Here is a 21,631-nt window from a genome sequence, read left to right as displayed (position 1 = left end):
TCACCTTGCTTTGGGCCGAGGCAATGTCCGTTCCTTCCAGCCGACGAAGGAAGCTGGCAAAACCTTCCCGCAATTCGCGCAGTCGGTTTGGGAAACATTGTTCTATCTCGTTCGGCGGATGAAGCCAGACAACCAACCGGCCCGGGAAGGTCTCTCAAGTGACGACACGCGCTTCCCTCGCGGGTAACCGGCGGGCATCTCTTGATCGCATATCTGATTCGTCTCACAACGCACTGAAATAATTGAAATATTTGTTGCCGTTGCTCAAGATGCACCCTTCCAGATCGACATATCTCCAACCACGCAAGGCACCGGGCGGATATCTCCGTTGTTGCTATCGCGTTGGCTCTTCGCGGACGCGCCGCTCGCCGAAAGACACGACCACCTCTAACCCCGGCTTGCTGGCCGAGACAGCGAAGCGGTGCTGGCCGAGCGCAGCGAGGCGCGCGCGGGAAAACAGTGGCCAGCGGCGGCTGTGGATCGCACGCAGGTTCTCGTGCCGCAACTCGGTGAAGCCCGCGCGCGATAGCAGGCTTGCGGCATCCCTGGCACGCAAGCCGGTGCCGAAGGGCAGTTGCGCCATGATCCGCCAATGTTCGCGCCATTGCGCTGGGGTCACCGGGCTGTGGCTGTCCTGCACCCTGCCGAGCAGGCGGTCGAACCACGGAAGGGCGCGCTCGATCAGGCTTTGGCGGGCATGGTCGCCGTCGATGACTAGAAGCCGCCCGCCACGCTTCAGGATGCGAAACCAGTCGGCGAGCGCGGCTTCCGGGTCGGGCAAGGTCCACAGCAGGTTGCGCGCGATGATCGCGTCGTAATGGCTGTCGGGTTCCACCGTGTTCTCGGCACCGGCGGCGATGAAGGCGATGCGGGCGCTGGTCGCCCTCGCGCGGTCCCGCATGGAACCGGCGAAGTCCAGCCCAGTGACGGCGAAGCCCGCCTTCTGCATCAGCCGCGACATGGCGCCGGTGCCGCAGCCGAGATCCAGCGCTCGTCGCCCCTCGCCGGGACCGAGGTGACGCCGGATCAGCGTGCGCCAGGCGGCCGCCTCGCGCGGCGCCATCAGTCCATGGCCGGGGCTTCGGTCATAGGTCTTGGCCCGAACGCTCCAATAGTCGCGTATGTCGTCCTTGACCGAACAGTTCAGCATTGCCTCGGCCTGCGGCTTACTCTCCCTTCTGCCTTTCGAGGATTTCCAGCATCCTCTGGCGAACGGCGTCGGGCAGGTCTTCGGGCAGGTCGGCCTCGGTCGCCGGGGTGTCGCCGACCTGGATCAGCATCGCCATGCCCATGGTGTAATGGGGGCTGCACTTGATGCCCCAGATGCCCTCGGCCTCCAGCGTGACCTCGATTTCCTGGTTGATCTTGCCGGTGAACTTCTCGCCGCCCTCGGGGATCATGCCGACGATGGTGGCGGCATTGTGGCCGGGGCTGGTGGCAAGGAACCTGACCGTATCGCCGGGCCGGATCACTAGGTAATCCGGCTCGAAGGGCATGGGGCCGGTGTCATTGCGGTTCAGCATCCTGACCTCGTGGGTCTCGGCGATGGCGGCGACGGGCAGAAGGCACAGCAGGGCGGCGCGAAGCAGCATGGGATTTCCTTTCACGAAAGGCGTTGGAAGGCGAAGACCGGGCGCGCGCCGCCGGGATGGAGGATCAGTTCGGCCTCGATGGCGAAGATCTCGCGGATCAGCGCGGGGGTCAGGGTTTCGGCGGGCGGGCCAAGCGCCACGCAGCGGCCCGCCTGCATCACCAGCACCCGGTCGCAGCGCAAGGCATGGTGCAGGTCGTGCAACGCGATGACGGTGGTGGTGCCCAGCCCGGCCACCAGGTCGAGGATGCCAAGCTGGTGGTGGATGTCCAGGTGATTGGTCGGCTCGTCCAGCAGCAGGATCTGCGGGCTTTGGGCATGGGCGCGGGCGATATGGGCGCGCTGGCGCTCGCCCCCCGACAGCGAGGACCAGTCGCGCGCGGCCATATGCGCCATGTCCACTGCCTTTAGCGCGGCGGCGACGGCGGCGTCGTCGCGGGGGCTCCAGGGCCGCAGCGGGTCCAGCCAAGGGGTGCGACCAAGCTCGACCGCCTCGCGCACGGTGATGCGGTCGCCCGTGTCGGCGGATTGCGCCACCAGCGCCAGGCGCTGCGCGATCTGGCGGCGGCGCAGGCGGGCCATCGGCTGGCCGTTCAAGCGGACCTCGCCCCGGCAGGGCCGCATCAGCCCCGCCATCAGGTTCAGCAGCGTCGATTTGCCCGAGCCGTTCGGCCCGATCAGGCCCAGCATCTCGCCCGGTTGCAGCGACAGGCTGACATCGGCGACGATGTCGCGCCCCTGCACCCGGCGGCCCGCGCCGTCGAGTTCCAGAGGCGGCGTCATCGCTGCCGCCCCCGGACCATGACCACGGCAAAGGCGGGCGCGCCGACCAGCGCGGTGATCACGCCAATGGGTAGCACCTGCCCCGGAATGACGATGCGCGAAACCACGTCGGACAGCACCAGGAACACAGCCCCGGCCAGCGCCGTCGCCGGGACCAGCCGCGCATGGCGGGTGCCGACCAGGAAGCGCATCGCATGGGGCACGACCAGGCCGACGAAGCCGATGGCCCCGGCGATGGACACCATGACCGCGGTTACCAGCGCCGCGGTGCCGATCAGCACCGCCTGAGTGCGCCGCAGGTCGATGCCAAGCGCGGCGGCGGCCTCGGCGCCGAAGGTGAAGGCGTCCAGCGCGCGGGCATGCCACAGCGTCACCGCCAGCCCCAGCGCCGCCACCGGCAGCGCCAGCCCGGTGTCGGGCCAGCGCACGCCCGAGAGGTTCCCCAGCAGCCAGAACATGATGCCGCGCGCCTGCTCGGCGCTGGCCGATTGCGCGATGATCAGCGCCGTCAGCGCGTTGAACATTTGCGAGCCGGCGATGCCCGCCAAGATGATCACTCCGGCCCCGCGCAACCCCGAGCCGCCGCCCGCCGCATGGGCAAGCCCCGCGACCAGCGCAAAGGCGGTCAACGCCCCGGCAAAGGCCCCCGCCGACATGCCGACCAGCCCGCCGCCCACGCCCGCGACGGCGATCAGCACCGCCCCGGTCGAGGCCCCGGCGGAAATCCCCAGCAGATAGGGCTCGGCCAGCGGGTTGCGCAGCAGCGCCTGAAGGATCAGCCCCGACAGCGCCAGGCTGGCGCCGCCGCAGGCCGCGACCACGGCGCGCGACAGCCGGTAATGCCAGATCACGCTGGCGTCGATCGGGTCGAGCGCGGCCGAGGACAGCCCCGCCTTGACCGCCAGCACCTCGATCACGGTGGCAAGCGGGATGCGCGTCTCGCCCACCGCGGTGCCGAAGAACAGCGCCGCGACCAGCACGGCCGGGGCCAGCCACAGCCAGCCCCAGCCGCGCCCCATGCCGCGGCCCCCGGCGCGGGCCATGCCGGGGGCCGCGGCGCGCATCCTCATTTCAGATCGAACCCGGCCAGCGAATCCGCCAGCGATTCCAGCGCGTAGATCGTGCGGACCGAGGGGTCCATCGCATTCGCCGGCATGGTCAGGATGCGGTCGTTCTTCACCGCCTCCATCTCGGCAGTCACCGGGTCCGAGGTCAGGAACTCGCGCTTGACGGCGATGTCATCGGCCGGGAAGCGGCGGCGGTTCATCTCGGCGGCGACGATGAAGCTGGGGTCGGCCTTGGCGATGGTCTCCCAGCCCACGGTCGGCCATTCCTCTTGCGAGGTGATGACGTTCCTCACCCCCAGCTTGGACAGCATCCAGCCCGGCGCCGCATTCACGCCCGCGACATAGGGGTCGATCTCGATATCGGCCGAGGAATACCAGAACAGGCCCGATACGTCCTGGGGCAGGTTCAACCCCTGCGCCTTTTCGACCGCCGCCGCCTCGCGCGCCTTGAGGTCGGCGATCACCTCCGCGCCGCGGTCCTGGACGTCGAAGATCGTCGCCAGTTCCTCGATCCCCTGATAGAGCAGCGCGGTGTCGAACATGACCGTGCGAGCGCCGTCCATGCTTTGGGTATTGTCCTTGCCGATGCATTCGGTGGGCATGATCCAGCTGGGGATCTGCGCGTCATCGAACATCTCGCGCGTGCCGATCGCGCCTTGCGGCCCGATCATCCATTCATAGGCGGTGACCACCAGGCCCGGCTTCTTCGCCAGCACGCTCTCGAAGCTGGGGGCGTTGTCGGACAGGCGCTCGACCTTGGCGTCGACTTCGGCGAACTCCGGCAGGACCGGGTTGATCCACAGCGCCGTGCCCGCCACCTTGTCGCCAAGACCCAGCATATAGAGGATCTCGGTCGTGCTTTGCCCGACGCTGACAACGCTTTCCGGCGCCGCCTCGAAGGTGACCTCGTGGCCGCAACTGGTCAGGGTCAGCGGGTATTCGGTGCCCGCCAGTGCCATCGGCGCCAGGGCAAAGGTGGCGACGAGCGCCGTGGTGAGTCTCAGCATGATGGTCCCTTCCGCTGCATCATGGGCAGGCGCGGGGCATGGACAGGCGTGCAGGGCGGCGGTGCCGGCAGCAAACCCCGTCCAGGCCCACCGCCCGGGTTGGTCATCGCGTCGGCAGGTCTCCTGACTGACGGGTCACGGCAGGGATGCGGCCTTCCCATGGCATGGGCCACAGTGGCTGTTTCGCACCCTGCTCGCCGCCTACAGTTGCGGGGGCAGTTCCGGTTCGGGGCTGATGCCCCGGCGGATTCCCTTTCAATTCCTTGCGGAAACCGACAACTCCGCCATAGCGCGGGAGCCAGGCCAATAGCAAGAAGGATGAAATCGGGACCGTTTGAAGCCTCCGGTGATTTCGGTTGCGCACGCGCCTGATCTCGTCACCGTCATGCGGAACGCCGCCCCCGGAGATCCGGGGGCGGCGCACAGGGGCCGGGATTGGCCGAATCCTGTCGGCCCCTATTCGGCGGCGAACTGGTTCATGGTGTTGGCGTGCCCGCCCGCCTTCAGCGCACGCTCGCCCGCGACCATCTCCTTGAAGCTGTCGCCCAGGTCCGAGCCGACCTCGTGCTGATGCTTGACCGCCGAGATGCCGCGGCGGATCTCCTGGCGCTGCACGGTCTTCACATAGGCCAGCATCTTTTCCTCGCCGAAATAGCCGTGCGACAGCTCGTCCACCGACTTGGCGGTCAGGTGGAAGGTCGGCAGCGTGATCAGGTTGTGGAACACGCCGGCCCGGGCCGAGATATCGGTCTGGAAGCGTTGCAGCCGGGCGTCGGCCTCGCGTCCCAGGTCGGTATCGTCGAAATCGGGCTTCATCAGCTCGTTGCCGTCCGGGTAGTCGGCCTCGGCAATGCTGCCCTCGGCCAGCCATTGCGCGCGCACCTGCTTGCGCAGGTTCAGCGTCCAGTTGAAGCTGGGCGAGTTGTTGTAGGTCAGCTTGGCGTTCGGCACCGCCTTGCGTATCTCGGCCACCATGCCGGCGATCTCATCGACGTTCGGCGTGTCGGTCTCGATCCACAGGAGGTCGGCGCCGCCCTGGGTCAGGCTGGCGATGCAATCCTCGATCACGCGCTGGCGGCCGGTGTTTTCCTGGAACGGGAACAGCCCGTTCGGAAGCCGGGCCGGCTTCACGAACTGCCCGTCCTTGAACAGCGCCAGCTCGCCCTCGCGGATCGGGTTCGCCTCGGTGATCGGCTCGACCTTCAGCCATTTGATGTATTCCGCGGCCAAGTCGCCCAGGCGCTGGCTGACCGGCACCTTCTGCGTCAGCCCGGCGCCCAGGCTGTCGGTGCGGGCGACGATGACGCCATCGTCCACGCCCAGCTCCTCGAAGGCCAGGCGGCAGGCGCGCAGCTTTTCGATGAAATCCTCGCGCGGGACCGTGACCTTGCCGTCCTGGTGGCCGCATTGCTTGGCGTCCGAGACCTGGTTCTCGATCTGCAGCGCGCAGGCGCCGGCCTTGATCAGTTCCTTGGCCAGCAGATAGGTGGCGTGTTCGTTGCCGAAGCCCGCGTCGATATCGGCGATGATCGGCACGACATGGGATTCGAAACCGTCGATCGCCGCGATGGCCTTCGCCCGCTCGGCCTCGGTCTTCGCGGCCTTGAGATCCTTGAACAGGTCGTTCAGCGCCACCTCGTCGGCCTGGCGCAGCGAGACGTAGATCTCCTGGATCAGGTCGGCCACGGCGGTCTTTTCATGCATGGACTGGTCGGGCAGATGGCCCCAGCGGTTGCGCAGGCCCGCGACCATCCAGCCCGACAGATAGACATAGGTGCCCCTGGCCGTGCCGCGCAGGCGCTTGACCGCCTTGATCATCTGCTGGGCGTGAAAGCCCGACCAGCAGCCCAGCGACTGGGTGAACTGCGCGGCATCGGCGTCATAGGCCGCCATGTCCGCGCGCATCACGCCGGCCATGTCGCGAGCGATGTCCAGATGCGTGTCATAGGTGTTCTGCAGCCGCAGCTGCACGATGTCATCGACCGAAACGCCACCCGGGGTTCGACCGGAGGGGTAGCGGGACGACACCTCGGCATGGATTTCCGAAAAAGTCTTTCTGCTCATGATGCTTCCTTTCAGCAGGGTCGGTTCGGGGATCGGCAGTCGCGGTTTGCGGCAAGGCGGGGCATCCGGGGGGAAGCGGCCCGCCAAAGGGGGAAAGCGTGCGGATCGGGTCCATGGAGGGCCTCAGTCCAGCGCGTTCAGCACGTCGTAGGCCGGGACGGTGATGAAATCGGGCAGGGTCTCGGCCGTCGCGGCCTCCTGCACGATACGCGCGGCGCTGGCGTAATGGCCGCGATGGAACCCGTTCGGGCCCAGCCGGTCGAGGATGCGGACGATCTCGGCCTGCATCAACTCGCCCAGCCATTCGGCGGTCAACCGGCGCTCTTCGCCGTTCTCCAGCACGACGGGGGCGCCGTGGCGCAGCCATTGCCACAGCTGGGCGCGGCTGATCTCGGCGGTGGCGGCATCCTCCATCATGTTCTGGATCGGCACCGCGCCGCGGCCGGACAGCCATTGCGCCAGGTATTCGACGGCGACCTCGATATTCAGCCGCACGCCCGCCTCGGTGATCCGGCCCCGATGGGGTTTCAGCAGCATCGCGGGCTCGATGCGCCATTGCTGGCGCGGCTTGCGGATCTGGTTCGGACCGGGCATGGCGGCGTCGAAGACCGCCTGCGCCACCGGCACCAGGTCGGGATGCGCGACCCAACAGCCGTCGAAGCCCATGCCGACCTCGCGTTGCTTGTCGGCGCGGACGCGGGCAAAGGCGGCCTCGTTGGCCTCGGCATCGCCCCGGACCGGGATCGCCGCCGACATGCCGCCCATGGCATGGATGCCGCGGCGATGGCAGACCTTGACCACGCGGGCGGCATAGGCGGCCAGGAAGGCATTCTCCATCCCGACCTGCGCCCGGTCGGGCAGCGCATAGGCCGGATGATTGCGCAGCGTCTTGATATAGCTGAAGATATAGTCCCAGCGGCCGCAATTCAGCCCGGCGATGTGGTCGCGCAGTTCCCAGACGATCTCGTCCATCTCGAAGGCGGCGGGCAGGGTCTCGATCAGCACGGTGGCCTTGATCGTGCCCTGCGCCAGTCCCATGCGGTCCTGGGCAAAGGCAAAGACCTCATTCCAGAACCGCGCCTCGCCATGGCCCTCCAGCTTGGGCAGGTAATAGAACGGCCCGCGCCCGGTGGCGGCCAGCGCCCGGCCGCAGTGATAAAGCGACAGGCCGAAATCGAACAGCGCCGCCGAGACCGGCTGGCCGCCGATCAGCACATTCGCCTCGGGCAGGTGCAGCCCGCGCGGGCGGACGATCAGCAGCGCCGGGCGGGGGCCGACGCGATAGCTCTTGCCGGTGGCAGAGTCGTCATGCTCCAGCGTGCCGTCGCGATAGTCGATCAGGTTCGCCTGCCCGGCGATGATATTGGCGAAGCTGGGCGCGGTCGCGTCCTCGAAATCGGCCATGAAGACCCGGGCGCCCGAGTTCAGCGCGTTGATCATCATCTTGCGATCCACCGGGCCGGTGATCTCGACCCGGCGATCCTCCAGCGCCGGCGGGACGGGGGCGGCCTGCCAGATGCCCTGCCGGATCTCGCGCGTCTGCGGCAGGTAGTCGGGCAACTCACCCCGGTCGATGCGCTCCTGCCGGCGGGCGCGGGCGACCATCAGCGCATGCAGCCGCAGGCCGAAGCGGTCCTGCAATTCGGCGACGAAACCCAGCGCCTCGGGGGTCAGGACGTGATCCGCGCCCGGCACGGCGCGCAGGACGACGGGCGGTAGCGTGGTGGCATTGCGGTCGAGCGGCATGGCGGCCTCCTGTGATTCACGGCGTAATGTCACAGTAGTAATGTCATGCCGCATGTGCATTATTGCTTTGAAAGCAATGGGTGCGGCAGTCAGTATTGTCATCGTGCATCCGCAGAATCTGTAAGGTTTGTCACATGGCCCGAGGCGAGAAACTGATCATCGGCCAGCGCCTGCGCGTGCTGCGCCAGTCGCTTGGCCTGACCCAGGCGCAGATGGCGGCCGAGCTGGGCGTCTCGGCCAGCTATGTCACGCTGATCGAATCCGACCAGCGCCCGGCCTCGGCGCGGTTCCTGATGCGGCTGGCCGAGATCTATGACCTGAATATCGCCGAACTGGCACCCTCGACCGACGCGCAGCTTGCGGCGGATTTCGCCGCGGCGCTGAAGGATCCGGTGCTGGAGGCGGGCGCACCGTCCCGCGCCGAGATCGAGGCGGTGCTGCAAGCCTCGCCGCGGATCGCGGCGGCCTTCGTGCGGCTGCATGACAGCCACCGCCAGGCGCTGCTGCGCCCGCAGGCCGACGACAACCCGCTGACCGACCGAGACAAGGTCGAGGCGCTGGCCGGCACCTCGCGCCCGGTCGATGCCGTGCGCGGCTGGTTCTATGCCCGGCGCAACCATGTCGATGCGCTGGACCGCGCCGCCGAGGCGCTGGCCGAGGAACTGGCGCTGCACCGCAACGAGCCGCATATGGCGCTGACCGGCCGGCTGGCCGCGCATGGCATCGCGGTGCGCATCCTGCCAGCGCCGGTCATGGGCGAGCAGTTGCGCCGCTTCGACCCGCACCGGCGCGAGCTGATGCTGTCGGAACTGCTGGCGCAATCCAGCCGCCGCTTCCAGATCGGCGTGCTGCTGGCGCGGCTGGAGCAGGAACCGCTGATCGCCCGACTGGTCGACGAGGCGGGACTGGCCGACCCGCCGGCCGTCGCGCTGATGCGGGTGAGCCTGGCGAATTACTTCGCGGCGGCGCTGATGATGCCCTATGCCCGCTTCCTTGCCGCCTGCGAATCGGCGCGCTACGACGTGGAACTGCTGGGCCACCGCTTCGGCGCCAGCTTCGAGCAGACCGCGCATCGCATGTCCACGCTGCAACGCCCCGAGGCGCGGGGCATTCCGTTCTTCTTCGTGCGGGTGGACCGGGCCGGGAACATCTCGAAACGCTTCAGCGCCGGGCGGTTCCCGTTCTCGCGCTTCGGCGGCACCTGTCCCTTGTGGAACATCCACGCTGCCTTCGAGACGCCGGAGCGGGTGCAGACCCAGGTCATCCGCATGCCCGAGGGCGCCAGCTATTTCTCGATCGCGCGCACGGTGACGCGGGCCGGCGGCACCCATGGCGCGCCCGCGCAGCGGCTGGCGATCGGGCTGGGCTGCGACGTGGCCTATGCACCGCGGCTGGTCTATGCCGACGGCATCGACCTCGACCGCAGCCGGCCGGTGGACATCGGGCTGAACTGCTATCTCTGCGAGCGGCCGGATTGCTCGGCCCGCGCCCACGCGCCGATCAACCGCCGGCTGCGCGTCAACGAACGCGAGCGCAGCCTGGCGATCTTCAGCTTCGAGGAGGGTTAGTGGCCTGGCGTGTCGGCGTCCTCGGACCGGTCGGACCCGCGGTCGAAGGCCGCGCGCCAGCGTGACAGCAGATCCGACGCGCCGTCGCGGCGTTCGGCCTGCCGCAGTGCCACGCGCAGGGCCGCGCGGCCGAAGCGGTCGGTGGGTGGGTCGATCCGGTCGGGCGGATCGCCCGCCGCCAGCATATGCCAGATTTCGGATTTCAGATCGTTGCGGGCCGGGTCACCCCAAGCCGCCAGCATGTGCTGAAATGCGTCAAAGGCCGCCCGGTCGAAATCGCGATCCGCGCCAAGACTGTCCATGATCGGGCTTTCCGGATGCAACCCTGCGACCGGAACCAGCCCCTCGGGGATCGGCGTATTCGCGGAATGGGTCCGCCGGGCACGCAAAAGCTGCGGCAGAACATGGGTATGCGGCCCGATGGGAGAGACGCCGCCAGTATCCGGCCCGCCGATTTTCTGGAACACCTCGACCCGCCCGATCCGGGTCAACGCGACACGATGCGGATGGGCCGCAAGGATCGCGGGCATGGCGCGGCAATCGGGGGCCGTCACCGATCTGCCGGCCTCGGCCCGCAACAATGCGATCAGATCGGGATCAGCCGTGCGGATGCAGAAATCGACCTGCTGCTGGTCCAGCCCCATGTCGAACAGGATGGCGCCACGATCCAGATCGCGCAGGGCATCGTGGTCCACGCCGATCTCGGTCAGCACCTTGCGCTGCGCCATTGGCGCCTGTGTCGCCTCGACGCAGAGCGAGATCCCCTGTTGCCACCGGTCCGGACGCCGGCTCAGTGCCTCCCAGGCGACCGGGCGGATGGCGTCCATATCGGTCAGCCGCAAGCCGCCCCGGTCAGTGACGATGCCGCCGTCAAGCAGGCGCGGGGCCGGGTCGCCCGCGACATGGTGGAACTCGGCAATCGCGCCGAAAGAGCCCATCGACCAGGCGGTTCCGGTCCTGCGAAAATGGTCGGCGATACTGGTCTCGATCCGTGGATCACTTTTCAACATCATGGCTCTGCCTTGTCTGAGCATTGATCACATGGCGCGCGGCGGCCAGATCCCTGATGGCATCAAGGATGCGGGGCGTGCCGCAGACCCAGTCGCGGTCCGAGATGACTTCTGACGAGCTGCGCGATTTCAGCATCCGCAGGGCGGGATGGTCCAGAACCTCCTCGGCGCGCGATGCTCCGGGATAGGGACTGCCGGTGATGACCAGATCGGGGTCGGACAGCAGCAGAACCTCCAGCGGCACGATACCGCCGGCGCCAAGCCCGAATTCCGCCCCGATATTGTCGAAACCGGCGGCCTCGATGATCTGGCCCGACAGGCTGTCGGGGCCGCTGCTATAGCCGTTCGCCGTATACATGGCGGCGCGGGGCCGGCTCTGGCCTGCGGGTGCGGTCAGGGCAGCCAGATCGGCGTCGAAGCGTTCGGTCATTGCCCGCCCCTCGGCCTCGCGCCCCAGTAACTGACCCATGCGGCTGATATTTGTACGAATATCGTCAAAGTCGTTTTCGGCCGCGAAAACCTCGACCGGCTTGCCAAGGCGGCGCAACAGGGCCGTGGTCGCAGGCGTTGTGAAACTGCCCGCCAGCACCAGATCGGGCTGCAAAAGGAAAATTTCCTCGGCCAGACCGTGATTGACGTCATAGGTCATGGCCTCCTCTGCCATGACCGAGGCGCGGGGGTCCTGTGCCAGATAGCTGACCGAGATCAACTGCCCCGGCGCCGCCAACAGCATGGCCAGTTGATCGGTGCAAAGGTTCATCGACAGCACGCGCTGCGGTGGCTCCGCTTTGGCGCACACGGCAAGGCCGCCCGCAAGGCAGGCGGCCAGCAGCCAGCGCATCACCATCTGGCCTGCAATCCGACATAGGCCGTGCGTCCCTGCGAGGCATAGCCCCAGACATCGGAATAATCCTTGTCGAACAGGTTCACGACCCGCGCATTCAGCCGCACATTGTTGGTCAGGTCATAACCTGCAGCCAAATTGACAGTGGTATAGGTGGGCAGATGCTCGGTCGAATATGCGCCCCAGAACTGGCTGTCGTAATTGCCCGAGACATGGCGCAGATCCGCCGTCACCGAACCCCGCCCCTGCAGGAAGGCCAGCGTGGCCGATAGGCCCAACTCGTGCCGCGGGCGTCGGATTTCAACTGAACCATCCGGGTTGCTCGCGTCCAGATAGGTATAGTTCAGCGCCAGCGACAGATCCTCGGTAGCCTGCAGGCGGCCGGTGACCTCGACGCCCTCGCGCGGGCTTTTGCCGGGCTGGTTGACATAGCTGGCCCGCCCATCCGGTGCCGCGCCATAGACATAGGTGATCTCGTCCTCCATCTTCTCGTTGAAATAGGTGACATCGATCAACCCGCGACCGTTCAGAACCTCGACCTCGACGCCCAGATCGAAGCCGCGATTGATCTCGGGCTTCAGGCCAGAATTGCCAACGGTATAGGCGTCATCGGCATAAAGCTCGTAATAGGACGGGTTGACCAGCGCACTGCCCGCCGAGGCATGCAGCCGCACCGGCTGGCCGGGAATGCGGTATGACAGACCCAGATTCCAGCTGGTGAAATCGTCGAAGACCTTGTTGTCGTCATGGCGGATGCCAGCCTGAATATCGAGCCCATTGTCCAAAAACCCGCGATATTCCACCGTCAGAGATTTCATGTCGCGCCGATAATCGGGCGCGGTCGAATTCTGGTCCTTCTGCCGTTCGGCCAGCAGGTTGAGGACGTGGTTCGCCGAATCGACCGGCTGCCCGTCAAGCCCATAGCTGAGCCGGTATTTCAGCTTTTCCGTCTCGCCCCGGCTGAACGGACCGCCGTCATAGGATTGTTTGTAGATGGTCTTCTGGTATTCCAGCCGATGGGTCAGCTGCCCGTCCAGCATGGAATATTCGGCCCAGACGGCCCCCGAAAACTCGCGCCGCTCGCTGAACAGGTCCGGATCGTCAACGACATAGCTGTCGGCATCGGTCGCGTCCCATGCGGTGGCGTCGTAATCATAGTGCTCGTCCGACCAGCGCAGGGTGCCGCCCACGGCCAGGTCGTCGCTTGCCCGCCAGTCACCGGACAACCCGATGGTCTTGCGGTTGATGCCGTCCTTTTCGCCGCCATCGCCGGACTGGTCGTAACCGTGATCATCCCGCGCCGACAGATTCAGCGCGATCCCGCCGCGTTCGGTCCGCTGACTGACATGGGCCGAGGCCGCCGCGCCATTGCCCAATTCGAAAGAGCCGCCGTAATGCAGTCCCGGCCCGCCCTTGCGGGTGATGATATTGATCACCCCCGCCGAGGCGTTCGAGCCGTAAAACACCGATTGAGGCCCGCGCAGCACCTCGATCCGTTCGATATTGGCGGTTTCCAGCCCGGTCAGGATATATTCGTCGGCCCCGCCCGTGGCCTCGATCCCATCGATCAGGATCAGCGTGTGATTGGCCTCGGCGCCGCGGATGCGAACCTGCGTGAAACTGGCGCCGGTGCTGCTGGCCGCGACACCCGGCATGGCGCGCAGGGCATCCTGAACGGTGGTGATGCCGCGCGCTTCTATCTCTTTGGCGGTGAGCACGCTATGGGCGCGACCGTAGCCATCAGCGGCCAGCGGCGTCAGCCCACCCGAGATCACGATCTCATCCAGCAACAACGGCTGGTCCGTGGCACCGTCCTGGGCCATGGCGATGGTCGGGAGGAAGGCAGATGTGGCAAGCAACAGAAAACGGGTGTGGAACATGGATCAAGCCCCAGGCAGCGCAGGATGATGCCTGCGAATTACAGAAATGCTCTGCGGAAAAGCCTGACAGCCCGACCGCAGAACGGTGACTGTCACCACTGCGGATCGTCCGCTTTCCTGGCGCACCCCGCACCGGAAATGGGTGATTGCTGCGGCAGGTCTCCTGGCTTGCGGGTCATCGTTCGGGCCGGCCTTCCCGGCGCATTCGCGCCAGTGGCATGATCGACCGTCACTCACCGCATACAGTTGCGGGGGCAGCTCCGGCATTGCCTGAACAGGTCAGGCGCACCGGGATTCCCTTTTAATCCGGAGGCACGCCGCCGGAACCGTAGCTCGGCCCTCATGGCGCACCTTTCCGTGAACTGTCAAGGATAAATCCGTGCAATGCTTTTTGTGAGTCGACGTTGAACTGTGCCCATGCGTGACCGGACTGAACAGGTGCGTCGCAGCAAAGGAGTACGGCCCCGCGAAGCTCCTTTACAATCGCTGGAAGCGTTAGAGCGATAACAGCCGTATTTGCCCGGATCATGATCGGCTTGGCTGCCGAGGTGCCGACCACAAGACGGTCATGATGGATGCGACGAAGCCGCACCGCGCCGCCTTGAACGGGCGATAAAAATGGCGGCGCAGCCTCAAGATACCCGGTGCAGCAGCCGTCCTGCGCAGCGTTGGCGCCTGATGCCTCTTCCTGCCTCCATACAGCCCCGATCTGACTCCCATAAAACGGCGTTTTCAAAGCTGATGTCGCTGATCAGCAACGCGGCCGCACGAACCTACGATCAAAATAGGCGGCAGTCGCCGTGATAGGCGTTTGAACCACGTTCGCGCCGCCCTCCATAATTATTATCGATAAAATATTTCGAATATTACGACCTCCTATGTCGCCTCACAGAGGTTATCCACACTCTCAGGAAGAATCATCGACCAAGTCGCCGATAGGGATTTTCACCGCCTCTTTATATAATCCAAGAAGATCAAGCGCTCCTCCGAGGTGAAGTCATGCGAACCACCAAGCTCCTTGCCGCAATTTCGGCTGTCGCCATCTCTGTCGGGGCAAGCCAGACAGTCGCCCAGGAAGTTCAGCCCGGGATTTTCATGGTGGCGAAGGGTGCAAGTTGGAAGATCGACCGCTTCGGGGCCTGCATGGTGATCAAGAACGGCGGAGCTAATCCTATCATGGTGCCGGTGGGCAGCCTGGAGCAATGGGCATCGGGAAACGGCTCGTTTTTGAGTAACTGGCGCAATATCCCCGGCTTGGAGGTGACGGCGTGCTCAACACCGGACGGCACATTTTACTCAGACGGCAGAATGTATTATTTCGATGAATGGTGGGTTGGAGATGAACCGGAATCCTACACCATCGCTTTTGTTTGGGACGATCCGAACATCTTCCAGAACAGCCAGATTTACATGGCGGGAAAGGGCAATGTCAGCACGCTTTCCGTTGGCATAGATATCGATAAGAGCGGTAACCGGGCCGTCGTGGACGGAGTTCACACGAATACGCCCTGGAGCAGTTTATGGACGCCGGGGTTCAGCTATAGCCTTAGTTGGATGTCTTCATCCGGAAGTCCGGTCAGCGGGACAATATCTTTCACGCCCGATCGCAAGGCTCGCTTGACCGTGGGCAATTGTACCTGGACAAAAGGCGCGAAGAAGGCGGGAAACTCCGCATTCGGGGAACCGGACCTGCATGAAATTATAAAGTCCTGTAGCTGAAGGTATTGCCTCTGTTGATCAGAGAACAGGTGAATTTTAGCAAACGCTGCTACCCATGACAGATTGGCTCGATATATCGCCTGAATGCGGCGAGGATTGCCGCGTCATCATGGCCAAACCGATGCGCTGGCGCGCAGCCGAAATCAACGTGGGCGCGGGTCAGCCAGTAGCAGAGCCTCAGGTTGCTGATGCGGGCCGGTCTGAGCCTCAGGATGTCGCGGACGACAGAAAAGACTCGGCCATTTTCCGTGTCGAACTGGAAGAGCGGCAACCTGATTTCACCACCCTGAACCAGGGTGATGAGGGCACCATCGCAGGCCATGGCCCGCATGGCGCCTTCCGGGTCATCCGTTTCGATACGCAAAAGCGCGCAGGCCTGCGACGCGTCGATCAGATCGATGCTGGCCAGGAGGCGCGCCGCGACGCTGACTTTGTGAGAGGAGTTTCCCGGCGGCATGCTATTTCCCCTTGGGAACGGCCCGGTTCCGCGTCTCGTCGAAGCTGAATCCGGCTGGAAGCGTGACCTCGCTGACGGGAAGGTAGCCGCCGATGCATTCCGGGCAGACCCGCCGGCCCTCCGGCAGCCATCTGCGCATGGCCGCTCCCAAGAGAACGATCGTCTCGTTCGTTGCGGCCACGACGATCCGCCCGTTGCGCACCACGGCATGGCCGGAGACCAGGGCCGGATCGAGGATCCGGCCGCAGCCCGCGCAGAGCTCAGTGGGCCAGGCGCGGCCCGGCTCAACCTGGTCCCAATGCGCATTGACCGGCAGGCGCGCGGCCCGCCGTTCGATGTCCTGCAGCGTCACCGGCCGAAAATCCCAGACGTCGACACTGTTGCGAGAGCCTTGCCAGTTCTGGTGAACATGGCCGAACAGCTGCAGCCCCTGATGCCGTGCGCCGGGCCAGGTGATCATCGGATAATGACAGAGAAACAGCCGCCGCTTGTCGACGACGATGTCGGCCGTGTCCCCCACACTGTCCCAGGGCAGATCGCAGACCCAGTCTTCATCGTGGTTGCCCCGGATCAGATGCCTGCGGCCCGGCAGGGCATGGAAGATGCCCCGGACCTCGCGCCGTTGCGCATCGGTTGATCTGCCGGCAGTGAAATCGCCCAGAATCCACAGATCGTCATAGGGTCCGACCCGTGCCCGGCACTCGGCTAGCAGGTGGGCGTTCATCGCGGCCACATCCCGGAAGGGGCGGTCGCAGAAGCGGATGATATTGCCGTGCCAGTAGTGCGGATCGGCGGTGAACCAATGCATGTCACTCCTCCTTCCCGGAGGCGGAACGGTCCGCGGCGTCGATCCCGCGCACCCGCGCGATATATGTGGCCAGAAGCTTCTGAAGCAGCTCCGGGTCGTTGATGTTGGCGAATCCCGGCAGGGCGAACTGGAAGGAACCCGCAAGCTTCGCCTTTCCGTTCATGGAATCAGCCAATTCCGCCTCGAGGGCGTCGATGGATCGGCCGAGCCGATACCAGCGGGATGCCGTCCGCGCCCAACCGGCCTCGGGATCAATCGCGATCAGCTGCGAGGTGTGGATGCTTGCATTGCCGAGAAGCGGGTGGTCGGTCACCTTGCCCCAAAGCATGATATGCCCGTCCGGCGAAATCGCCTCTTTCCAGTCGGACAGGACCGGCGCTTGCGCGAGGTCCGCGCCCGACGGGCCTGCCTCGGCGGCGGCGATGGCGCTCAGCACCTTGTCGAACCAGGCGCGGTCCTGGGGGGAGAGTTTCATGATGGTTTCTCCGTTTCGATGGCATGAAGGGGGCGGCTGCGGCGATGCCGCAGGCGTGTTGGATTCAGGGAGGTATGAAAAGCGGATGGGCCGGCTCAGTGGAGCGTCGGCCCCTGTTCGAGATCGGCGGCACGTTGCAGCATGCGGGAGGCGATCCGCAGGCTGGGGTGATGCTGTTGCAGGGAGGGATGGGAGAGGATCTCGCAGATCGCCTCCACTCGCCTCGGACAAGGCGCGTTTCGCGCCCTCGCGGCGCACGAAGGCCAGCAGTTCCGCAAGTGTGAGATGACACAGCCGGATCGGCGGGCAACGGCTGAGCAAGGGCTCCGGCAGCAGCCGAAAATCGTTCGAGGTCAGCACCCAGATCACCCAGCTCATGTCGAATTTCACCTGGTAATAGGGGCAGCTCCAGCGTTGCGCGGTCAGCGGTTCCAGCAGCGGCGGAAGCGCCTCTGCCAGCCCGAAGGCATGCCCGTTCGTGGATGTGGCCCGACCGGCCTTTTCGACCTCGTCGACCACCATCACCGGATTGGCGATGCGGCTTTGCAGGACGGTTTCAATCAGGCGGCCGGGATGGGATCCGCCCCAGCCGCGTTGCGAACCGACAATGCCGAACGAGGCATTCTCGCCGGTGGCCTCGATCACGGTGGTGGACGTGGCCAGCAACGCGCCGAGCCGTCGGGACCAATAGCTCTTGCCGATGCCGGGCGGACTGTCGAGCAGCAGTGGCGGAATTCGGAGGCCCGGCGCGCCGTCGCGCACCGAGCGGCGCATCGCGCGCCAGATCACCTCGGTGGCCGGGGCCATCGAGGGCATATCCTCGTGCAAGGCCGCGGCAATCTCATCGGCACGATGTTCACCGGGAATCCGGATCAGTCGGGCACCGTCCTTCAGAACTTCAAGCCGCTCGCGATCATCGCGCTTCAGATGGTCGAGACCGGAGGCTGCCTTGCGACATTCCAGGATCCGCTTGACCCGATGCTTGATGCGTGCCTCGTCGTCATCGCTGAACCTGTTGCCCCTCAGATCCGCGTCCGAGATCTCGCTTGGCGCGTCGGCTTCGTCGGGCGGGGCCGGAAGGTCCGGGGGAATCCTCTTGCAGCGCAGCTAGGGCAGATGCCGCATCAAGCGGGTTTCGAACTCGATGCGGCCCTCGGTCTCGCTGAAGAAGCGGGCCTCGATGAAGGGGATGGTGAACATGGGCTTACTCCGGGCATGAGGGGGCTGTCGGCCGGGAAGGCCCGGCCGGGGAAAGAGGTTTGGGAGAATGGCGATCAGGCGCCGGGGAAGATCAGGCCGCGCAGCAGAAACTCGGCCTCACCGCCCTCGGGCAACTCATCGGGATAGCCGAGCGAGACGTTGACCACGGGCGCGCTGCGGATACGGGTTGAGAGCGGTCGGTGGGTATGGCCGAAGAACCAGTAGTCGGGCCGGTGCGCCTCGATCCAGCCGTCAAGATCCGAGGCGAAGGCCGGGCTGATGCCGGAGATCGGGCCTGAGACTGCCATGCTAGGGGCGTGATGGGTGACGACAGTGGTCTGCCCGCGCCAGGGCCTGGCGATCTCCCGCGTCAGCCAGTCGAGATGATCGCGGTGAATCTTGACGGTATCCTCGGGGCGGATCAGCCCGCCCTCCGCCCGGCGGATCCGGGCGTAGTCCAGTATCCCCATTCCGGCGCGTGTCATGGCCGCTTCTGGATCGCCGGTCAGCGCGAAGTCGGTCCAGAGCATGCAGCACAGAAGGCGGGTGGTGCCAAAGGTCAGAACCCGCTTCTGGGCAAGGCTCGCCCCGGCCTCCGTTGCCATCCGGGCCAGAACATCGTCGTCGAGCGTGGCGCCGTAATAGTCATGGTTGCCCGGGATCACCCAGATCCGGGCGGGCGAGACCAGCCGCGCGATCCGGGACAGCGCCCAAGGCCAGTTCCGCTGCGGATCATTGGCCAGATCGCCCGCGATGATCAGCGTGTCGAGGGCGCGCAGCAGCGGCAGGATTCCGGCAAACGGATCGCGCCCGGCGCAGGCCCAGAGGTCGAGATGCAGATCCGCGGTGATCAGGATATTCATTGAGCGCGCACCTCGATATCAAGCCCGAGATTGACCCGGCCCTCGTTCTGATTGAAGAAGCGGGTCTCGGAAAACGGGATGCTGGACATGAGGGGTTCCCTTTGGCCAAGCAGCGCCAGCAGCCGGAAACCGGCCGAGCTGTTACAACAGAGGTGGGGCAGGGCAGGGGGCGACGTCCGGCTCAGCGGGTGTGAGCGGGAAGCCGGACGGGGCAGAGCGGTGGCGATTGCGCCCGGGACCGAGGGCGTCTTGTTCAGGGCCCGAACGGGCTGCATATTGCGACATCGTGTCGACCTTCGAGACATGGCTCCGCCGTTCGGAAAGGCGACACTTTCCGGCGGAAACGCGGTGGTTCGGAAGCTCCGGAGATCTGCGGCCTGAGGCCTTTCCATCGCTCCGGATGAGATTGAGGCGACCACCTTGCCGGGCTGCGTCCAAGCCGTCAACGGGCCGGCTTAGGGCCTCGGCGACGGATCAAGACAGCAGGCGTCGGTGATCTGGATTCACCCAACGCATTGAAATTAAACCATCTTACTGACAATCAGCCACGGCAATGGCCATTAAATGGTTGTAGAATGGTCAAAAAGGGGCCCGAATGGCCATTATTTCAGTGGTAAGACAAGCGGGGCACTCTACGATTGAATTTAACCGATAATGATAGTTATGTAAACCAACACCCATCACCAATGGCATTGCAATCAGCCCAGGCTAACCGTTCATCAAAGAGAGAGCGTGTCATACGGGAGTAAGGCGACATCCTGGTTTTCCACCAGGATTTGGTACCCGAGGTCGGACTCGAACCGACATGCCTTGCGGCGGCGGATTTTGAATCCGCTGCGTCTACCATTCCGCCACTCGGGCCTTTCTGCGCTCCGCCTAAGGCGCAACGCAGGTTTTTGCAAGCCCCGACTTAGGCACGGCCCAGCTTCGCCAGCCGCGCCGCGCGCAACTGGGCGAAATCGTCGCCCGCGTGGTAGGACGAGCGCGTCAGAGGCGTCGCCGAAACCATCAGGAAGCCCTTGCCATAAGCGGCCTTCTCATAGCCCTTGAACTCCTCGGGCGTGACGAAGCGGTCCACGCGATGATGCTTGGGCGTCGGCTGCAGATATTGCCCGATGGTGATGAAATCCACATCGGCGGCGCGCATGTCGTCCATGACCTGCAGGACGCCCTGGCGATCCTCGCCCAGGCCGACCATGATGCCGGATTTGGTGAACATGCCGGGGTCGAGTTCCTTGACCTGCTGCAACAGCCGCAGGCTGTGGAAATAGCGCGCGCCGGGCCGGACCGTGGGATAGAGGCCGGGCACGGTTTCCAGGTTGTGGTTGAACACGTCGGGCCGCGCCTCGACCACCGCTTCCAGCGCGCCGGGCTTCGACTTGAGAAAGTCCGGGGTCAGCACCTCGATGGTGGATGCGGGCGAGCGGTGGCGGATGGCGCGGATGGTCTGGGCGAAGTGCTCGGCCCCGCCATCGTCCAGGTCGTCGCGGTCGACCGAGGTGATGACCACATGCTTCAGCCCCAGCTTCTGCACGGCATGGGCGACGCGGCCGGGTTCGAACACATCGAGCGCATTCGGCTTGCCGGTCATCACGTTGCAGAAGGAACAGCCGCGGGTGCAGATCTCGCCCATGATCATCATGGTGGCGTGGCCCTGGCTCCAACATTCGCCGACATTCGGGCAGCCGGCCTCTTCGCAGACCGTGGACAGGCGGTTGTTGCGCAGGATGTCGCGGGTGTCCTTGTAGCCCTGGCTGGTCGGCGCCTTGACACGAATCCAGTCCGGCTTTTTCGGCTGGGGCTGGTCGGGACGATGGGCCTTTTCGGGGTGGCGCAGAACCGGGGGCATATCCGCCATATCGGCATCCTTTGCTGGGAGTCAGCCGAACTTACGGGTTTTTCTGGCCTTGATCAACGCCAATGCAGGGTGCATCTATGCCCCTTCGATGCTGCGATGCGGCATCGGATGCAGGGAGGAGCGGATGATGAAAGGACGAATGATGAAACAAGGCGATCTGCTTCCCGAAGTGACCTTCCAGACCCGCGTGCGCGACGAATCCGTCGGCGGGCCCAATCCCTATCGCTGGCAGCCGGTCACGACCGCCGACTACTTCAAGGGCAAGCGCGTGGTTCTGTTCTCGTTGCCGGGCGCCTTTACGCCGACCTGCTCGACCTACCAGCTGCCGGGCTTCGAAAAAGCCGCCGGGGAAATGGCCGAACTGGGCATCGATGCGATCTACTGCATGTCGGTCAACGACAGCTTCGTGATGAACCAATGGGCCAAGGCGCAGAACCTCAGCAATGTGAAGGTGATCCCGGACGGTTCGGGCGCGTTCACCGAAAAGGTCGGCATGTTGGTGCGCAAGGACAATCTGGGCTTCGGCGCCCGCAGCTGGCGCTATGCCGCCATCGTCGACGATGGCCGCATCGAGGCCTGGTTCGAGGAACCCGGCCGCTGCGACGACTGCCCCGAGGATCCCTATGGCGCCAGCTCGCCGGAATCGGTCCTGGACTGGCTGCGCGCCAACCCCACCAAGGCCGCGGCCTGA

The 21,631-nt window shown here is 65.3% G+C and carries 18 protein-coding genes, 1 tRNA gene, 1 pseudogene and 2 riboswitches; of the genes and pseudogenes, 4 read left to right on the top strand and 16 right to left on the bottom strand.

The annotated features are described in order from the left end of the window. Nucleotides 1-334: 334 nt before the first annotated feature. The 7 genes from BLT64_RS03535 to aceB all read right to left on the bottom strand — a co-directional run bounded on the left by BLT64_RS03535 (nt 335) and on the right by aceB (nt 8,258). The gene (locus BLT64_RS03535) at nt 335-1,150 is read right to left on the bottom strand and encodes a class I SAM-dependent methyltransferase (protein ID WP_011747677.1); all 816 of its coding nucleotides are present in this window, start codon (nt 1,148-1,150) and stop codon (nt 335-337) included. Nucleotides 1,151-1,166: 16 nt separating this feature from the next. Continuing rightward, on the bottom strand, nt 1,167-1,592 hold the full coding sequence (locus tag BLT64_RS03530; RefSeq protein ID WP_011747678.1) for a pseudoazurin: 426 nt from the start codon (nt 1,590-1,592) through the stop codon (nt 1,167-1,169). Nucleotides 1,593-1,603: 11 nt separating this feature from the next. Beyond that, complete coding sequence (locus tag BLT64_RS03525) at nt 1,604-2,374, bottom strand: ABC transporter ATP-binding protein (RefSeq protein ID WP_011747679.1); 771 nt, start codon at nt 2,372-2,374, stop codon at nt 1,604-1,606. Next, entirely contained in the window at nt 2,371-3,417 is a 1,047-nt protein-coding gene (locus BLT64_RS03520) for a FecCD family ABC transporter permease (RefSeq protein ID WP_049792357.1), read from the bottom strand. The genes BLT64_RS03525 and BLT64_RS03520 overlap by 4 nt, the downstream gene beginning before the upstream one ends. Before the next feature lie 23 nt (nt 3,418-3,440). Further along, entirely contained in the window at nt 3,441-4,448 is a 1,008-nt protein-coding gene (locus BLT64_RS03515) for an ABC transporter substrate-binding protein (protein WP_011747681.1), read from the bottom strand. 96 nt (nt 4,449-4,544) lie between these two features. Further along, nucleotides 4,545-4,740: riboswitch (cobalamin riboswitch) on the bottom strand. A 164-nt stretch (nt 4,741-4,904) separates the two neighbouring features. Continuing rightward, nucleotides 4,905-6,512 carry an isocitrate lyase gene (locus BLT64_RS03510; RefSeq protein WP_011747682.1) on the bottom strand — a complete coding sequence of 536 codons (1,608 nt, stop codon included), beginning with the start codon at nt 6,510-6,512 and terminating at the stop codon, nt 4,905-4,907. Nucleotides 6,513-6,635: 123 nt separating this feature from the next. Further along, complete coding sequence (gene aceB / locus BLT64_RS03505) at nt 6,636-8,258, bottom strand: malate synthase A (RefSeq protein WP_011747683.1); 1,623 nt, start codon at nt 8,256-8,258, stop codon at nt 6,636-6,638. Between the two features lie 134 nt (nt 8,259-8,392). On the opposite strand from aceB, the gene BLT64_RS03500 reads away from it, so the two are divergent. Further along, nucleotides 8,393-9,826: a helix-turn-helix domain-containing protein gene (locus tag BLT64_RS03500; RefSeq protein WP_011747684.1), complete on the top strand. Its 1,434-nt coding sequence runs from the start codon at nt 8,393-8,395 to the stop codon at nt 9,824-9,826. On the opposite strand, the gene BLT64_RS03495 is transcribed toward BLT64_RS03500, so the two are convergent. Genes BLT64_RS03495 through BLT64_RS03485 form a run of 3 tightly spaced genes read right to left on the bottom strand, consistent with a single transcriptional unit; the run spans nt 9,823 to nt 13,560 of the window. Next, entirely contained in the window at nt 9,823-10,839 is a 1,017-nt protein-coding gene (locus BLT64_RS03495) for a DUF6925 family protein (protein ID WP_011747685.1), read from the bottom strand. The genes BLT64_RS03500 and BLT64_RS03495 overlap by 4 nt on opposite strands. Next, nucleotides 10,823-11,683, bottom strand: a complete 861-nt coding sequence (locus tag BLT64_RS03490; protein ID WP_011747686.1) for an ABC transporter substrate-binding protein — start codon at nt 11,681-11,683, stop codon at nt 10,823-10,825. Before BLT64_RS03490 ends, BLT64_RS03495 begins: the two co-directional genes overlap by 17 nt. Continuing rightward, entirely contained in the window at nt 11,677-13,560 is a 1,884-nt protein-coding gene (locus BLT64_RS03485; RefSeq protein WP_011747687.1) for a TonB-dependent receptor plug domain-containing protein, read from the bottom strand. Before BLT64_RS03485 ends, BLT64_RS03490 begins: the two co-directional genes overlap by 7 nt. 136 nt (nt 13,561-13,696) lie before the next feature. Continuing rightward, nucleotides 13,697-13,906, bottom strand: a riboswitch (cobalamin riboswitch). An 81-nt stretch (nt 13,907-13,987) separates the two neighbouring features. On the opposite strand from BLT64_RS03485, the pseudogene BLT64_RS25955 reads away from it, so the two are divergent. Both BLT64_RS25955 and BLT64_RS03480 read left to right on the top strand, forming a co-directional pair. After that, nucleotides 13,988-14,161 (top strand): annotated as a pseudogene (locus BLT64_RS25955) (IS5/IS1182 family transposase); the annotation flags it as partial. A 398-nt stretch (nt 14,162-14,559) separates the two neighbouring features. Further along, complete coding sequence (locus BLT64_RS03480; RefSeq protein WP_011747689.1) at nt 14,560-15,279, top strand: hypothetical protein; 720 nt, start codon at nt 14,560-14,562, stop codon at nt 15,277-15,279. Nucleotides 15,280-15,328: 49 nt separating this feature from the next. Here BLT64_RS03480 and BLT64_RS03475 read toward each other — a convergent pair whose 3' ends face one another. The 6 genes from BLT64_RS03475 to lipA form a co-directional block, all read right to left on the bottom strand. Then, on the bottom strand, nt 15,329-15,736 hold the full coding sequence (locus tag BLT64_RS03475; protein ID WP_041529838.1) for a hypothetical protein: 408 nt from the start codon (nt 15,734-15,736) through the stop codon (nt 15,329-15,331). A 1-nt stretch (nt 15,737) separates the two neighbouring features. Further along, the gene (locus BLT64_RS03470; RefSeq protein ID WP_011747691.1) at nt 15,738-16,544 is read right to left on the bottom strand and encodes a phosphoesterase; all 807 of its coding nucleotides are present in this window, start codon (nt 16,542-16,544) and stop codon (nt 15,738-15,740) included. Nucleotide 16,545: 1 nt separating this feature from the next. After that, the gene (locus tag BLT64_RS27250) at nt 16,546-17,826 is read right to left on the bottom strand and encodes a DUF6634 family protein (RefSeq protein ID WP_232290510.1); all 1,281 of its coding nucleotides are present in this window, start codon (nt 17,824-17,826) and stop codon (nt 16,546-16,548) included. 467 nt (nt 17,827-18,293) lie between these two features. After that, a complete protein-coding gene (locus BLT64_RS03455; protein WP_011747693.1) occupies nt 18,294-19,082 on the bottom strand; it encodes a metallophosphoesterase family protein in 789 nt (262 codons plus the stop codon). A gap of 777 nt (nt 19,083-19,859) precedes the next feature. Then, a tRNA-Leu gene (locus BLT64_RS03450) sits at nt 19,860-19,943 on the bottom strand. A gap of 49 nt (nt 19,944-19,992) precedes the next feature. Further along, on the bottom strand, nt 19,993-20,940 hold the full coding sequence (lipA, locus tag BLT64_RS03445) for a lipoyl synthase (RefSeq protein ID WP_074810345.1): 948 nt from the start codon (nt 20,938-20,940) through the stop codon (nt 19,993-19,995). A 142-nt stretch (nt 20,941-21,082) separates the two neighbouring features. On the opposite strand from lipA, the gene BLT64_RS03440 reads away from it, so the two are divergent. Then, complete coding sequence (locus BLT64_RS03440) at nt 21,083-21,631, top strand: peroxiredoxin (RefSeq protein ID WP_041530163.1); 549 nt, start codon at nt 21,083-21,085, stop codon at nt 21,629-21,631.

Source organism: Paracoccus denitrificans, from assembly GCF_900100045.1.
Taxonomy (GTDB): Bacteria; Pseudomonadota; Alphaproteobacteria; order Rhodobacterales; family Rhodobacteraceae; genus Paracoccus; species Paracoccus denitrificans.
Note: the sequence above shows the minus strand (reverse complement) of the source record. Positions and strands in the feature narration are given on the sequence as shown.